Source organism: Shinella sp. Sh6 (assembly GCF_055392685.1).
Genome location: NZ_AP044006.1, coordinates 584114 through 597730 on the forward strand (window position 1 = coordinate 584114; position 13617 = coordinate 597730).

The following is a 13617-nucleotide window of genomic DNA, read 5'->3' on the forward strand; positions in this document are numbered from 1 at the left end:
GCGAGCCCCCGCGCTTTTGGCAGGTGCCACAACCAGACGTCCAATGGCGATACAAGCAGCAGAAAGATTACCCCCGAATTCACCAACCTATCAGTCACTATAGTGACTGGTAAAGCCGATGGTTTCCTTATCGCTATGCGCCCCATGCGTATGGCACAGATTCTTGGGGAGAACGTTCGGAGAAACCGCCTGGAGCGCGGCATGACCTTGGAGTCACTGGCAGCGGAAGCCGGCGTTGCCTATTCCTACATGGGTGGGATTGAGCGTGGACAGAAAAATCCGACGCTCACCGTGATCGAGCGTATCGCAGCGGCGCGGAGCACGGACCCCGTCCTGCTCCTGTCAGATCCCCAACAGAAGCACGACGGCCCAAACGGGACCTAGCCTCGATGCTTCGCCAATCGCAACGAAAGTAACCATCGGCTGTCCATTGCATATTGCGCCTGGATCGACCGCAGTGAGAGCCGATGAGACACGGCTTCACTATGGAGATCTTGGCATGTCCCGATGCTATACGCAGCTTGCTCGCGCCGACCGACGACGCCTACATCAACTGGTGGCGGCAAATGTTCCCGTCAACGGGATGGCCCGTCAGCTCGGACGCCATCGTTCGACCATCTATCGCGAGATCAAGCGCAACACGTTTAGGGATCGCGAACTGCCAGATTACGACGGCTACGACAGCACGGTTGCCGATGACATTGCCAAGGAACGACACTGGCGTTTGCGAAAGCTGCGGCGTCATCCGCATTTGCGTCGTATGATTATCGAGAAGCTGGAGGCCTACTGGTCACCGGAGCAGATTGCCGGCCGACTTCTGGCTGATGGGATCAGCCTGGTCCGGATCTGCAAGAAACGATTTACCGTTTCATCTATGGCAAGGAGGCTTACGGGCTTGGCCTTTACCGCTACCTGCCCGAGGCACGCCGCAAACGCCGTCCGCGTGGATCGAAGAAGCCGCGTAACAGCGTATTTCCAGCCGGTAACAGGATATCGCAACGCCCTGATTTTATCGGTGATCGATCCCAGTTCGGCCATTGGGAAGGCGATCTGTTGATCTTCGAGCGTGAGCGCGACATCAGGCCGTTTTGCACCGGACGCAATAGCTGGCTGTTCAGCGATACGCCTGCCGGTGCCAAAGCCAGCGCCGTCGTTTACAGCCTCATGCTGACCTGCCGTGCCTGCGGTATCGATCCATACGTCTGGCTGCGCTTCGTTCTCACCGAACTGCCGCAGCGCCCGGCTGAGGACGACATTACCGACTTGCTACCCTTCAACTTCGCCAAGGCTCGGGTCGCGCCATGATGCGACGGTAGCATCGCGCTTGTGTCCATAACCTCCATGATGGACACAAGCCTAATCAAACCTCATCCAGGTGCAGGAACTGAAAATCGCGCTTACGATCAACAACCCGTTCTTCAGGTGCATGTCGCCATTGCCGTGATGGCTGCCAGAGCCAACCGGCGGGCGAACTCAAGAGAAGCGATGGACGACACGGCAACGTTCAAGGCTGCGGCGATATCATGATAGGCGGCACCCTCGTATTTCCGCGAAGGATATGCGTTGCGAGCGACCAGATATTCATACTGCGCGCAGGCCGAACGGGTCTTCAGATTGCCAGTATTTCCGCTGCGCGCTGGAGAGGAACATCAAGAATGATGTCTGAGTAGTCGACGCGGGGAGCCTGCGTTTTGCCTGCCCCCTTCTCGAAACGCACCAGACCGAACCTCTCCATTGTGCGTAATGTGCGCGATAGATTGGATGGTGCCCGACCGGTCTTTTCAGCCAGTTCGTTCATTGAGCCAGGCTTTGTGGCCGCGATCAACGCAAGAAGCTCCCTATTGCGATCCGAAAGCACTTTCGCAAAGCTCTCCATGGAGGTGAACCACACCTTGGGATCATCGGCCGCGGGCTTGAGTTGGCCGCGCGCAATGGCCATCGTGCGCTTCTTGTAATCCTCGTAAGAGGCAATACCTACCTTGAGTGCGGTCATGGTGTGACTCCTTCCTCTTTCAGGACGGAATCCACCTGTGCCCAGAAATCTCCAAGCAAGGTGGCTGCGTCCTTGTAATCATACGGGCGGATCGTCTTGAACCGGTGCTTATGGTCGTTGACGATGCGCTTCTTGCCAGCCGGCCCCGACTGGGTAGGCACGGGATGGGCATTATCGAATCCAACAATGCGGTCGCCCGACTTGTCGTGCAGCGTGAGGCTGTAATTCAGGCCGTGTGGTTTACGTTCGTCGGCTTTTACGCGCTTTACGACGAACTTGACCTTGTAATGCCCGCTTGCATCGACAAAGAATGTCTCTCCGTCCAAACCCAAAAGAGCATCGAGCCCTTCGTCGCGTTCTAAATTCATATTATCTATGTTATCACACACTGATAACAAGAGGCAACGACTTTCGGAAGCGGGTATCGCCCGTTAAACGGGAGCGGCCTGCAAAGGCCACTCCCGTCACGCATCAGGCGTTGATATGGCTCAGTCGTGTGCTTCCGACGCGTAAGCGGACAACGTCTGCTTGGCTTCGAAATGCAGGTCGCGCTCGATCTTGAGACCAAAAAGACCGCTGACACTTGTCAGCTCTCCGATACTGACCGAACCTGTTGGTTTCCACGCGGGACTGAGCCGGCGGGGGTGCGGATACAAAGTTGGAGACTTGGCGTCGATACACACGGATGTGGACTTACGACCCTGCCGACAGAACCGACCTTCGGTGCGTTTCCATCCCATCCCAACGCGCGCCTGCGACCGGCGCTGGACTATATGGCCGCCCATATCGATCAGCCTCTCGCCTTGCCGGAAATTGCAGCCGCCGCGGGCTTGACCCGAAGCCGCTGCCGATCGTCATGCTACTTCTGGCCTAACTGAGCATCTGAATGGTGAGAAAATTCGAGCAAAGGGCGGCGGTCATCTCCCCGGCGGCTGGCATCGGTGGCGACTACGCTAGCGAGTCATATTGCATTTTCCGCGATAAGAGCGGATTTTCGAGAATGATTCAGTTGCGGCATCATATTGAGTTTTCCGCGTTAAGAGCGGACCGGAGGACTTGCGGCGCAACATGTCATGGAAGCTCTCAACGACATCCCTGGCGTCCACAAGGTCCGGCAGCCTCTCTTCGATGGCGGCAACCGTCATCGTTTGAGCCTTGGTCAGGTTGTTGCGCTCGAGGGTCATCAGGCGAACGACGGTTCGCGCGGCGGGAGCATGACCAAGTCCGCTCTCAGCCTTTTCTGCCCGACTTCGTCTTGTTGCCCATTCGGTGACAACACGCAGGCCTCCGCCAAAACCGGCCAGTCGAAGCTGACGCCACAGTTCGGCTCCATTACGCAATCCGGCATCCCATTGCGCTTCAAGCCAAGGCAGGTGCGGTTCGAGAGAGGTTTGCCGAACCCGGAAGATGTCAGTCCGCTGACCACGAACGACGCTGTGGACCAGCTTTCGACTATGCCCGGTTCGGCGCACGATCTCCTTGATGGACAAACCCTCACTGACGAACCCGCGGATAACGGCGTTTGCCTCTTCGCGCCGCAGATATCCCTCGTATTGCAGCCGCTCAGCGGCGATCAGCAGTTTTGGATTTACCGTGGCAGTGCCGATTGCCATCCGGACCTGTCGCATTGATTTACGAACGGCGTCGAGAAAGGCGTGGCTGGCGTTTTCCATCAGATGCCAACGGTCGGTAACCTGACCGGCGTGTGGCAACGCTCGTGCGACGGCCTGCGCATATCCACCGCCACGGTCTCGTGCGACGATCTCGATCTGGTGTCGCGAATGTCTTCCTTCAGATCGCGATTGTGCATCTCCATCGGCTTAGGCTCCCATGGCAGAAAGGGTTCTGCGCGCGGCGCGCAGCGCCGAGTCGAGGTTCGACAGTGGTTCGTCGAAAAAAAAGGTCGACGGCTCGCGCACGATCGCCCGGCCGATGGCCACGCGCTGGCGCTGACCGCCGGAAAGCTGTCTCGGCCGGCGTTCCAGGTAGTTGGTGAGGTCGAGGACATCCCATTCTGAAACATCGCAAAGGTCGCAAAACCGGCCATTCGGCAAAAAATCGCCAGAAGCTCGGCGCAGTAAATCAGCGAGTGTTCCCTGCAAAACCAGCCCGGCTTCACCCCAGCCGCCTGCCCTCACCGTCGAAGAGGTGCAGCTTGTCGCGCGGCAGGTCGAGACGGACGGTCGCGCCGGGATTCAGCATGGCGCGGTTGAGCGTGAAGACCTTGAGCGGCACGTCATGCACCGTGACATGCATGATGATGCCGAAGCCGGTCGGCTCGATGAGATCGACCCTCCCCTCCAGCGCGCCGCCTTCCGTGATGACGACATGCTCCGGACGGATGCCGAGGGTTGCCGGTTCACCCGATTCTATGCCGCCGACCCTGCGCGCCGGCAGGGTCACGTCGTTTTCGAGCTTCAGGTCCGCGTGGTCGCCGGACACGAGGTAGCGCCCCTCGAAGAAATTCATGCCCGGCGAACCGATGAAGCCGGCAACGAAGAGGTTGGCGGGCCGGTCGTAGAGATCGAGCGGCGTGCCGACCTGCTGGACCACCCCGCCATGCATGGCGACGATGCGGTCGGCGAGCGTCATGGCCTCGATCTGGTCATGCGTCACGTAAATGGAGGTGGCGTGAAGATCGCCGTGCAACTTCTTGATTTCGGCGCGCATTTGTTCACGCAGGCGCGCATCGAGGTTCGATAGCGGCTCATCGAAGAGAAAGGCCTTCGGCTGGCGCACGATGGCGCGGCCCATGGCGACGCGCTGGCGCTGGCCGCCGGAAAGGGCGCGCGGGCGGCGCTCCAGGAGCGGATCGAGCCCGAGCTTGGCGGCCGCGCCGCTGACGGCGCTGGCGATCTTCTCCTTGGTGGAGCGGCGAAGGCGCAGGCTGTAGCTCATGTTGTCGGCAACGCTCATATGCGGATAGAGCGCATAGGACTGGAACACCATGGCGATGTCGCGGTCCTTCGGGGCAAGATCGTTGACGCGCTTGCCATCGATGCGGATGTCGCCGGCTGTGACCTCCTCAAGGCCGGCGATCATGCGCAGCAGCGTCGATTTTCCGCAGCCGGAGGGGCCGACCAGCACGATGAACTCACCGTCCCTGATGGCAAGGTCGACGCCGTGCAGCACGGGAAAGGCGCCGAAGCTCTTGCGAATGCCCTCAATATCGATGGAAGCCATGGAAGGTCCTTTCAGCCTTTGACCGCACCGGCCGTCAGGCCCTGCACGAGATAGCGCTGGATGAGCAGGAAGAAGAGGCAGGCCGGGATGAGCGCGAGAATGCCCGCCGCCATCATCTGCCCGAAATCGACAGAGAATTTCGAGACGAAGGTAAGAAGCCCGACCGGGAAGGTTGCCGCGTCGTTGCCGGAGATCAGCATCAGCGCGAAGAGCAGTTCGCTCCATGCGGCGGTGAAGACGAAGCCGAGGGTCGCGGCGATGCCGGGCAGCGTCAGCGGCAGGATGATCTGGCGGAAGGCGATGAACTGCGTCGCCCCGTCGATCATCGCCGCCTCCTCCAGGTCCTTCGGGATGCCGTCGAAGAAGGACTGCATGAGGAAGGTCGCGAACGGCACGTTGAAGGCGGTGTAGACGATGACGAGGCCTGTCAGACTGTTGGTGAGGCCGAGCGGCGAGAGCATCTTGAAGATCGGTGCGACCAGCATGACGAGCGGGAACATCTGCGTGATCAGCATCAGCGCGACGATCCAGTATTTCGCCCGGAAGCGGAAGCGCGACAGCGCATAGCCGGCGAGCGAGGCGAGGATCGTCACCGTCACCGCCGTGGAGCCCGCGACGATCAGGCTGTTCTTGAAGAAGGTCGGGAAGGCGCTGTGGGCGATGACGAAGGTATAATGCTCCAGCGTCGCGCGCGATGGCCACATGCGCACGCCCTCGCTGTAGAGCAGGTCGTTCGGCGTCACCGAGACCTTGAGCAGCCAGAAGAGCGGAAAGAGCGCGAAGACGATATAGGCGAGGATTGCAAGCCGGTGCGCGACGGTGAAGGCGAGTTGTCGGGTTCGCATGGCGTCAGTCCTTGTTGAGCAGCGTCTGGCGCAGAAGTACGATCAGCAGCGAATAAACGAGAAGCAGGACGAGCAGGACGAGCGCGATGGCCGAGGCATAGCCGAAATCCAGCCGTTTGAAGGCTTGGGTGAAGATATAGCTCGCGACGATCTGTGTGCGGTCCGCCGGCCCGCCATTCGTCATGACGACGATGAGGTCGGCGAAGTTGGAGATCCAGACGGTGCGCAGGAGGATGGTGATGGCAATGGTCGGCGCGAGGAACGGCAGCGTGATCGAGACGAAGCGCTGGACCGGCCCGGCCCCGTCGATGCTTGCGGCCTCGTAGAGATCGCGCGGGATCGCCTGCAGCGCGGCAAGCAGGGTGATCGCGAAAAAGGGAATGCCCCACCAAACATTGGCGATGATCGGCCCCCACATGGCAAGCTGCGGATCGGACAGGATGTTGTTGGGCGCGTCGAGAATGCCGAAGGCATACATCCAGTGCGGCAGCGGGCCGATCACCGGATTGAAGAGCCAGGCCCAGTTGAGGCCGGCAAGGAAGCTCGGTACGGCCCATGGCAGGAAGCAGAGCGCCTGCGCCAGCCCGCGTCCGGCAAAGGGCTTGTCCAGCAGCAGCGCGAGGATCAGCCCGAAGACGAATTGCAGGAAAACCGAGGCGCCCGTCCACCAGAGCGTGTTGCGCAGGGCCCGGAAGAAGGCCTGGTCCTGCCCCAGCGCCCGGAAATGATCGAGCCCGATGAAGCCGCCGGAAAAGGGATTGAGGAGCTGGATATCGCGGAACGCGTAGGAAATACCGAGCACCAGCGGCACCAACATCACGGCGACGATCAGGATCAGCGCCGGCGCGCTGTAGAGATAGGGCTCCGCAGCATCGGCGAACCTCTTTCTGAACGGCTTTGTGGCCGGGGGATGGGCAGCATAGGTCATCGTCTCGCTTCCGTCAGGCTTGCGGGGCGTTTCGTGGAAGAAGCCGGACGGAGCCTCGTTCTCCGTCCGGCGGCTCCGGCGCTATTGCTTCGCCAGGAACTTCTGCTGCGCCTTGGTCAGGTAGTCCGCCCACTGGTTGGCGAGGTCTTCCGGCGTGATGTCGCCGAGAAGGGCCTCCTGCGAGGTCTTGATCACCAGCGAATCCTTGAAGAAGGCGAATTCCTCCAGATGCGTCGGCATCACTGTCGGCACGGCATCCTTGTCCTCGAGCTCGGCAAACCAGCCCTTGAACTGCTCACTCGCATAGAACGGATCCTTCTCAGCCGACTTGTGCACCGGCAGCGCGCCCGTGCGCTTGTTCCACTCGATATTGCCTTCCGGCCCTTCGAGCGTCTCGATCAGCTTCCAGGACAGGTCCTTGTTGGCGCTGGAGGCGAACATCGACCAGCCCGCGAAGCCAATGGTCGGGAAGGTTTTGCCGTCCGGGCCCTTCGGCATGGTCATGATGCCGTAGTCTTCCGCCTTCATGCGCTCGGCGATGGCGATCAGCGCATCCGGGTCCTGGTCGAGGAAGGCGCAGGTGCCGGAATAGAAGCCCGCGACGATCTCGTTGAAGCCCCAGTTGACGCTGTCCTTCGGCGCATAGCCGTTCTTGTAGAGGTCGATCAGGAAGGTGAGGCCCTTGACCCAGCCCGGGCTGTTGAAGGTGGAGGTGCCGTCATCGTTGAAGAATTTATTGTCGCCCGCCATGGACGCGCCGAACATCACCCAGCCGTTGAGGCCGCCCGGCCCACCGCGCAGGCAATAGCCGTACTTGCCGGGCAGCGCGGAGACCTTCTTGGAGGCTTCCGCGAATTCATCGAGCGTCTTCGGCGGCTCAGAAACGCCGGCCTCGGCCAGCAGCTTCTTGTTGTAGAACATGGCGCGAAGATAGAAGCCGTAGGGCAGCATATAAGCCGTGTTCTTGATGTCGCGGCCGAGCTCAAGCGCGCGCGCCGTCAGGCCCGGCGTGTACTCCCACTTTTCGAGATAGGGCTCGAGGCTTTCGAGCATGCCGTTATTGGCATAGAGCGACAGCCAGGTATCGGGCATTTCCATGACGTCCGGCGTCTCGCCGGCTGAGACCATGGTGGCGAATTTCTGGAACGCCTCGCCCCAGGGCAGCGAGATGATCTCGACCTTGGTGCCGGGATTGGCCGCCTCGAACTTGCCGACGACGGATTTTAGCGTTTCCGTGCGCTCGGGGCTGGTGATCACCTCGACGAGCTTCAGCGTGGTATCGGCAAGCGCGCTCGAGGCCATCAGCGTGGTGAGAAGCGCCGCAGTCAGAAGTCTTTTCATGGTCGTTCCCTCTTTTCGTTTTGATCGTTCGTTCGACGTCAGTTTTCGGTCGCGGCCTCCATCGCCGCTTCCAGATCCCTCCACAGGGCCTCGGTTCCCTCCAGGCCGACATGGAGACGCACGGACCGCGCATCGATGCCAAAGGCATGCGCGGAATTCGGTTGGGCCTTCTGCTGCAGGACCACCTCGCCCGGCACGATCAGGCTCTCGTGTCCCCCCCAGGAGACGCCGAGCTTGAAAAGGGTGAGGTGATCGGCGAAGGCGCGGATGTCGATGCCCTCGCGGAAGGTGAAGGAGAAAAGGCCGGACGTGCCGGTGAGCCCCGGCGGCAGGCGGTTGGCGAGCGCCGGATGAAAGACCGTGTCGACGATATCGAGCGCCTGCAGGCGCCCGGCGATGTCGAGCGCCGAGGCCTCATGCGCCTTCATGCGGATCGGCAGGGTGCGCAGGCCCCGGACCAGAAGCCAGGCATCGAAGGGCGAGAGCTTGCCGCCGAGATAGGGATAGGCTTCCGCGCGGATGCGGCCGACCAGTTCTTTCGAGCCGGTGACGACGCCCGCGACGACGTCGCTGTGGCCGCCAAGATATTTCGAGGCGGAATGCAACACGAGATCGACGCCGAGCGTCAGCGGCCGCTGGAAGACAGGGCTCGCCCAACTGTTGTCGATGACGCTGACAGCGCCGTGGCGCTTGGCGAGCGCGGCAAGCGCGCCGACGTCGTGCGTCTCCATGACCCAGCTCGTCGGGCTTTCGAGATAGAGGAGCTTTGCGCCCGGCAAGGCCTTGGCGACGGCCTCCTCGTCGCGCCCGTCGACATAGGTGACCTTTACCTTCATGCGCTTCAGGTGCGTGCCGAACAGGCGGAAGGCATCCGGGTAGCAATGGCGCACGGCGACAATGCGGTCGCCCGGCTCGACGAAGGAGAGCACGGTGGAAGAGATCGCCGCCATGCCGCTGGCAAAGCCGAGCGCATCCTCTCCGCCTTCGAGCTTCGCCAGCATCTCCTCGAAGGCGCGTACCGTCGGGTTGAGGCCGCGCGTATAGATCGGCCGGACGATCTCGCCGCGATAGGCGGCGACCATCTCGTCATAGCTGCTAAAGGTGAAGAGCGAGGTCTGGACGATGGGCGGCACGACCGCGTCGAAGGCGTTCGCCTCGTCGTGGGCGACGGTCAGGGAAGCAAAGTCGAACAGATCGGCTCCGTTGATCATCGGGACATTTCCTTGATGTCTTCCTCGACGACTTCGAGGATTTTCAGGGTTTCGATGCGCGCAGTCTCGGGGTCCCCGGCGGCGATCGCATTGAAGAGCGTGCGGTGGAACGGGAAGGAGCGGCGGGCGAAATCCGGCCGGTCAAACGGCTTTTCCCAGAAGCGCTCGAAGGCGCCGCGCATCTGTTCGAGGAGCTGCTTGAAGAGCGGGTTGTGCGTGGCATCGTAGATGGCGAGGTGGAAGGCAAGGTCTTCCGGACCGGAGCTGCCCTTGGCGATGTGGACGCGTTCCATCTCGTTCAGCTTCGCCGCGATGACGGCAAGATCCTCCGGCGTGTGCCGCCGGGCCGCCACCATGTTCGCCTCGCATTCGAGCCCGCGGCGGACCTCCAGCGTCTGGAGCAGCACGTCGCGTAAGTGCGCCGCATCGAAGGAGAGCGGCATGTGCACGGTGGCGGTGGTGACCGGTTTCAGGAGATAGGTGCCGCTGCCCTTGCGGCTTTCGATGACGCCGAGCGCCTGGAAATGGCGGATCGCCTCGCGGATGGTCGAGCGGCCGACCGCCAGCGCCGCCATGAGCTCGCGCTCGGCTGGCAGGCGGTCGCCTGCCTGAAGGCTCGCCCGATCAATATAGGAGGCCAAAGCCTCCGTCACCTGCCGCGCCCGGTCGATGGGCGGCAACGGCTCGATCTGCGGCCTGCCGCCTGGTTCTGCCGGCATGACGCCAATCCCCTGTTCCGTGTCAGCTTCTCAAATTGGTCTGACATCTTATCATTATGCCGCAGGCTAGGCCTGTCAAGCCGCATTCGAGAGGTTGAGCGAGGCGTCCCGAAGTGGTTATCAGCGGATAAAACGGAAATAATTTCCGCTAAGCACCGGCGGAAATCCTCGCGTCGGCTCGACCAAGTCGCGTGAGCGGCCTAAGTCCGTTACGAGGCCATACGACGCCGCCATGTTCTACGAGGCCCGGCTGGCGTGATCCAAAGGTATGAAATCAACAACGGATGATTTTCTGATCGGCAATCGCCTTGACGACGTCAAAGTCCATCACAGCATGCGGTTTGATGCGGGCGGCCTCCCTGACGACCTAAGCCCGTGCCAATACTCACCGACATTTGCCTGCGGAATCGCGCCCCTCGAACAGTACCACGACCTTGAGCTTCTTGTGCTGCACCCAATCCTGCAATTTGACCAACTCGTGCTGAAGGCGGAACAACTCACGGAAATAGACACGGCGTTCAAGGGTTTGAACGGGCACTTCGGACAGGGTCGGAAGAGCCCAATATCAAACAGACTTATTTGTATCTATCTGGCCCTTTTATAGGTTTTCTAACCACCGGCATCTGGCGTTAGCGATCGCCCGCGATACGATCCGAAAAGCCTCATGGGCTTATTGTAGATCAGCGAGATTGGCCGCCACTTCAGTTGGCGCACGTGCCAAGGATGGGCGTCATCAGCCTTACATGCGTATCGATACGCTCGAGAACCTTCGCCGGGACGACATTACGTTCCGGCAGCGACCACCAAACTTCGTTGACGCGCTCGACCGTATCGACCACCGCTTTAAGCACGGCCGCTTCCGGCAAGCGCGCGCGATTGGCGAAGGCTTTCCATCGTTGCGCATTCAACGCCTTGAAGGGGCGTTCGCCGGCGAGCGACAGAGCCATGGCATCTGCTGGGATGTAAGGGATTGTCGAGAGCACGTCGTAAACAGGCGCAAACTCCGGTTTGTCGCCCGCTCCGCGATAGATCAGCGACCAGTTTTTCAGGTGCATGTCACCATTGCCGGTTATAGCAGCCAGAGCCAGTCGGCGGACGAACTCGAGCGCAGCGTCGGACGAAACGGCAACGTTCAAGGCTGCGGCGATATCATGATATGCAGCTCCTTCGTACTTCCGCGAAGGATAGACGCCGAATACCTGCGCGAAATCCTCGATATGGATCCGCTCGCCGTTTGCGCCACGATCGAAACGTTTGACGAGCAAGACTCTACCGTCCGACAGTGTCTCGAACTCCTTCGGGATACCTTCGAACTCTGATTGCTCGACGAGTTCACGCTCCGGAACCTCCATGCCGATCGCTTCAGCCAATGCAAGATTGGCATATTCGTTTTCTGACACGCCGGGAAACGAGGTCGAAGGAAACTTGGCAATGTAGGCCCCCTGCTCGTCGCCGATCGGCAACGTCAGTCCACCGCCCTTCCCCGTATTCTTGATGACCGAAAGCTTCATCTGAACGCCGGCGAGCGAAAACCGGGCTTTCGGCTTGGTAGCGGGCAGATTGTCGAGACGGGCAATCGTCCCGTCGCTCGGCACGACGCGGACGGCGCCTGGCAGATCCGAACCGAGCGCGACGAGCAGGTCGAAATCGTTTCCGGCGCGGACACTCCCCGCGTGGTGTTTTTCCATTGCTTCCCGCAGCTTGTCTTCAGGGAGCAGATTAGCAAAGAACGCCGGCAAAGCGCGGGCAACGGGTTTTGGGTCCTTGCGCAAGCCGCCAGTGGCTGCGCGAAAAGACAGGCTGAGCACTGGGAAGCCGCCCGATACGCGATAGCTGTCCTCGAAGCTGAAGGCGTTGAAATCGCCGGGCGTCCTGACGATCGTGCCGACCTTCATATCGTTCAGCAGCACGTCGAGCGACGAGATGGATCTCGGATCGGATGAAGCTTCAGGCATTCTCATCCCCATCTGCATGAGCCATGAATGCCGGGAGATCGTCGAGATCGTCATGCGGTCGCAGCAGCGCGTCGACGGCCGGAACCATCGCCTGCGGTATAAGCATCAACTCAAGTCCGAGAGCACGGGCGATGTTGATCAGGGTCGTCGTGCGCGCAGCACTGCTTCCGGCTTCTATCTCGCGATAGCGGGGACGCGATATGCCCGCCATGTCGGCAACCTGCTCCTGGGTCAGTTGCCGGCCTTTACGGGTAGCCTTTAGCAACCGACCGACTTCCAGCAAGGCATCTGACTCAGACCGTGCCATCCGACCTACCCAAAAGTTCTCCGTGGATTAGGCAAGCTATCTCAAACATTCTAAGATCGGTCAACAAAAAAGATATAAATACAGATCAACTATTCATAATTGATCTGTTTATCTATCATTCATATTGTTTTCTGACTGATGATGCCAAAGTCTGTCAGTCATGCCCACCTTATATGCTTTGTTAACGGCAGGCCCCTATCTCGCCTCCTTCTACGAGCGGCTGCTGAACCAGGGCCAACGCATGCTGCACCTGCATTTCGAATATCTGGAGCGCACCGGCGACGGCTATCTCCTGACCGACGAGCACGACCTGATGCTGGAGGCGATCCGGGAGAAGAACGTCGAGCGCGCCGACGAACTGGCCCATGCCCATACCCGGCAGTTCCAGGACAATTTCATCGCGTTCCTGCGCGAGAACTATACGACCGACGTTTCCTTCGGTCCTCTTGCAGCTGCGGAATAGTCACGACGTTGTCCGAGAGGGAGGGAACCCGTGGCCGCTAAGGCTCTTGATGAGGTTCGAACTTATGACCAGCACGTCATGAGCTCGACAAAACAATTGACTAGAGCGAATCTGCTGCCCAATCCTCGTGGCTATGCCTGATACGGATCACAAAGACGCTTCCGTCCTCTTTGATGCGATAAACTACAAGGTGTGCCTTGAAGGGATGGATCCTAACAGGCGGAGAAATCTCATGGCGCTCACGCGCCATTCGTGGATTGCCGGCAATTAGCTCGAACAAAGTGAAGAGCTCATCATGATATCGTTTAGCAACCAATGCTCCGAAGATGCGAATGCCTTCTTCGGCAATTGAGATTACATCCTCTTCCGCTTGGACCGATAGGATGAATGGCATCAAGCGCGTTCGCGGCTGATCTCGGCTCGCGTGGTGGCTGCAGCAAACAGCTCGTCCGCTGAACGGCTCCCAACACCGCTTCTAATTCCGTCATCGACAAACCGCTGCATCTCGGCAATCTTGTCGGTACGCGCCTGATCTCTGCGGATCAAGTCTCTGACGTAATCGCTCGCATTCGAATACCGACCGGTCTTAGTTTGGGCTTCAACCCAATCTTTCATGGGGGCCGGCAGGGATACGTTCATCGTCGCCATTTGAATCTCCTTGATTGGGTAACG

The 13617-nt window shown here is 60.1% G+C and carries 14 protein-coding genes and 7 pseudogenes; 4 read left to right on the plus strand and 17 right to left on the minus strand.

Annotated features, from left to right (window positions below):
- Positions 1–150 precede the first annotated feature (150 nt).
- From ACZ5TO_RS21250 to ACZ5TO_RS21260, 3 genes and pseudogenes are all read left to right on the plus strand, one after another.
- Positions 151–384, plus strand: coding sequence for a helix-turn-helix domain-containing protein (locus tag ACZ5TO_RS21250; RefSeq protein ID WP_464800591.1), 234 nt, complete (start codon positions 151–153; stop codon positions 382–384).
- A gap of 115 nt (positions 385–499) precedes the next feature.
- A pseudogene (locus ACZ5TO_RS21255) lies at positions 500–1068 on the plus strand (IS30 family transposase); the annotation flags it as partial.
- A pseudogene (locus ACZ5TO_RS21260) lies at positions 1069–1305 on the plus strand (transposase domain-containing protein); the annotation flags it as partial.
- A gap of 96 nt (positions 1306–1401) precedes the next feature.
- On the opposite strand, the pseudogene ACZ5TO_RS21265 reads toward ACZ5TO_RS21260, so the two are convergent.
- The 15 genes and pseudogenes from ACZ5TO_RS21265 to ACZ5TO_RS21335 form a co-directional block, all read right to left on the minus strand.
- Positions 1402–1559 (minus strand): annotated as a pseudogene (locus ACZ5TO_RS21265) (type II toxin-antitoxin system HipA family toxin); the annotation flags it as partial.
- A gap of 50 nt (positions 1560–1609) precedes the next feature.
- On the minus strand, positions 1610–1993 hold the full coding sequence (locus ACZ5TO_RS21270; protein ID WP_184140510.1) for an HVO_A0114 family putative DNA-binding protein: 384 nt from the start codon (positions 1991–1993) through the stop codon (positions 1610–1612).
- Complete coding sequence (locus tag ACZ5TO_RS21275; RefSeq protein ID WP_464800592.1) at positions 1990–2361, minus strand: toxin-antitoxin system TumE family protein; 372 nt, start codon at positions 2359–2361, stop codon at positions 1990–1992. The genes ACZ5TO_RS21270 and ACZ5TO_RS21275 overlap by 4 nt, the downstream gene beginning before the upstream one ends.
- 120 nt (positions 2362–2481) lie before the next feature.
- The gene (locus ACZ5TO_RS21280) at positions 2482–2778 is read right to left on the minus strand and encodes a DUF2958 domain-containing protein (RefSeq protein WP_464800593.1); all 297 of its coding nucleotides are present in this window, start codon (positions 2776–2778) and stop codon (positions 2482–2484) included.
- A gap of 255 nt (positions 2779–3033) precedes the next feature.
- Positions 3034–3777, minus strand: a pseudogene (locus tag ACZ5TO_RS21285) (transposase); the annotation flags it as partial.
- 60 nt (positions 3778–3837) lie between these two features.
- A pseudogene (locus ACZ5TO_RS21290) lies at positions 3838–3999 on the minus strand (ATP-binding cassette domain-containing protein); the annotation flags it as partial.
- A 109-nt stretch (positions 4000–4108) separates the two neighbouring features.
- Positions 4109–5176, minus strand: coding sequence for an ABC transporter ATP-binding protein (locus tag ACZ5TO_RS21295; RefSeq protein ID WP_464800594.1), 1068 nt, complete (start codon positions 5174–5176; stop codon positions 4109–4111).
- 11 nt (positions 5177–5187) lie between these two features.
- Complete coding sequence (locus ACZ5TO_RS21300; RefSeq protein ID WP_184140519.1) at positions 5188–6021, minus strand: carbohydrate ABC transporter permease; 834 nt, start codon at positions 6019–6021, stop codon at positions 5188–5190.
- A 4-nt stretch (positions 6022–6025) separates the two neighbouring features.
- The gene (locus tag ACZ5TO_RS21305) at positions 6026–6949 is read right to left on the minus strand and encodes a carbohydrate ABC transporter permease (protein WP_464800595.1); all 924 of its coding nucleotides are present in this window, start codon (positions 6947–6949) and stop codon (positions 6026–6028) included.
- 81 nt (positions 6950–7030) lie between these two features.
- Complete coding sequence (locus ACZ5TO_RS21310; protein WP_184140523.1) at positions 7031–8290, minus strand: ABC transporter substrate-binding protein; 1260 nt, start codon at positions 8288–8290, stop codon at positions 7031–7033.
- Between the two features lie 38 nt (positions 8291–8328).
- Entirely contained in the window at positions 8329–9501 is a 1173-nt protein-coding gene (locus ACZ5TO_RS21315) for a PLP-dependent transferase (protein WP_184140525.1), read from the minus strand.
- Positions 9498–10220, minus strand: coding sequence for a FadR/GntR family transcriptional regulator (locus tag ACZ5TO_RS21320; protein WP_184140526.1), 723 nt, complete (start codon positions 10218–10220; stop codon positions 9498–9500). The genes ACZ5TO_RS21315 and ACZ5TO_RS21320 overlap by 4 nt, the downstream gene beginning before the upstream one ends.
- A gap of 394 nt (positions 10221–10614) precedes the next feature.
- Positions 10615–10767, minus strand: a pseudogene (locus ACZ5TO_RS21325) (polyphosphate kinase 2); the annotation flags it as partial.
- Between the two features lie 154 nt (positions 10768–10921).
- Positions 10922–12175 (minus strand): type II toxin-antitoxin system HipA family toxin, encoded by a 1254-nt coding sequence (locus ACZ5TO_RS21330; protein ID WP_184140527.1) that lies wholly within the window; start codon positions 12173–12175, stop codon positions 10922–10924.
- Positions 12168–12482 carry a helix-turn-helix domain-containing protein gene (locus ACZ5TO_RS21335; protein WP_184140528.1) on the minus strand — a complete coding sequence of 105 codons (315 nt, stop codon included), beginning with the start codon at positions 12480–12482 and terminating at the stop codon, positions 12168–12170. The genes ACZ5TO_RS21330 and ACZ5TO_RS21335 overlap by 8 nt, the downstream gene beginning before the upstream one ends.
- Positions 12483–12675: 193 nt before the next feature.
- On the opposite strand from ACZ5TO_RS21335, the pseudogene ACZ5TO_RS21340 reads away from it, so the two are divergent.
- Positions 12676–12945 (plus strand): annotated as a pseudogene (locus ACZ5TO_RS21340) (FCD domain-containing protein); the annotation flags it as partial.
- Between the two features lie 100 nt (positions 12946–13045).
- Here ACZ5TO_RS21340 and ACZ5TO_RS21345 read toward each other — a convergent pair.
- Positions 13046–13339 (minus strand): type II toxin-antitoxin system RelE/ParE family toxin, encoded by a 294-nt coding sequence (locus ACZ5TO_RS21345; protein WP_184140530.1) that lies wholly within the window; start codon positions 13337–13339, stop codon positions 13046–13048.
- Complete coding sequence (locus ACZ5TO_RS21350; RefSeq protein WP_464800596.1) at positions 13339–13593, minus strand: type II toxin-antitoxin system ParD family antitoxin; 255 nt, start codon at positions 13591–13593, stop codon at positions 13339–13341. The genes ACZ5TO_RS21345 and ACZ5TO_RS21350 overlap by 1 nt, the downstream gene beginning before the upstream one ends.
- Between the last annotated feature and the right edge of the window lie 24 nt (positions 13594–13617).

Excerpts from the sequence above, each read along its gene's own strand:
- ACZ5TO_RS21335 (WP_184140528.1), bottom strand. The coding sequence starts at position 12,482 with ATGGCACGGTCTGAGTCAGATGCCTTGCTGGAAGTCGGTCGGTTGCTA.
- ACZ5TO_RS21305 (WP_464800595.1), bottom strand. The coding sequence starts at position 6,949 with ATGACCTATGCTGCCCATCCCCCGGCCACAAAGCCGTTCAGAAAGAGG.
- ACZ5TO_RS21275 (WP_464800592.1), bottom strand. The coding sequence starts at position 2,361 with ATGAATTTAGAACGCGACGAAGGGCTCGATGCTCTTTTGGGTTTGGAC.
- ACZ5TO_RS21300 (WP_184140519.1), bottom strand. The coding sequence starts at position 6,021 with ATGCGAACCCGACAACTCGCCTTCACCGTCGCGCACCGGCTTGCAATC.
- ACZ5TO_RS21315 (WP_184140525.1), bottom strand. The coding sequence starts at position 9,501 with ATGATCAACGGAGCCGATCTGTTCGACTTTGCTTCCCTGACCGTCGCC.
- ACZ5TO_RS21280 (WP_464800593.1), bottom strand. The coding sequence starts at position 2,778 with ATGGGCGGCCATATAGTCCAGCGCCGGTCGCAGGCGCGCGTTGGGATG.
- ACZ5TO_RS21250 (WP_464800591.1), top strand. The coding sequence starts at position 151 with ATGGCACAGATTCTTGGGGAGAACGTTCGGAGAAACCGCCTGGAGCGC.
- ACZ5TO_RS21350 (WP_464800596.1), bottom strand. The coding sequence starts at position 13,593 with ATGGCGACGATGAACGTATCCCTGCCGGCCCCCATGAAAGATTGGGTT.
- ACZ5TO_RS21295 (WP_464800594.1), bottom strand. The coding sequence starts at position 5,176 with ATGGCTTCCATCGATATTGAGGGCATTCGCAAGAGCTTCGGCGCCTTT.
- ACZ5TO_RS21330 (WP_184140527.1), bottom strand. The coding sequence starts at position 12,175 with ATGCCTGAAGCTTCATCCGATCCGAGATCCATCTCGTCGCTCGACGTG.
- ACZ5TO_RS21345 (WP_184140530.1), bottom strand. The coding sequence starts at position 13,339 with ATGCCATTCATCCTATCGGTCCAAGCGGAAGAGGATGTAATCTCAATT.
- ACZ5TO_RS21310 (WP_184140523.1), bottom strand. The coding sequence starts at position 8,290 with ATGAAAAGACTTCTGACTGCGGCGCTTCTCACCACGCTGATGGCCTCG.
- ACZ5TO_RS21270 (WP_184140510.1), bottom strand. The coding sequence starts at position 1,993 with ATGACCGCACTCAAGGTAGGTATTGCCTCTTACGAGGATTACAAGAAG.
- ACZ5TO_RS21320 (WP_184140526.1), bottom strand. The coding sequence starts at position 10,220 with ATGCCGGCAGAACCAGGCGGCAGGCCGCAGATCGAGCCGTTGCCGCCC.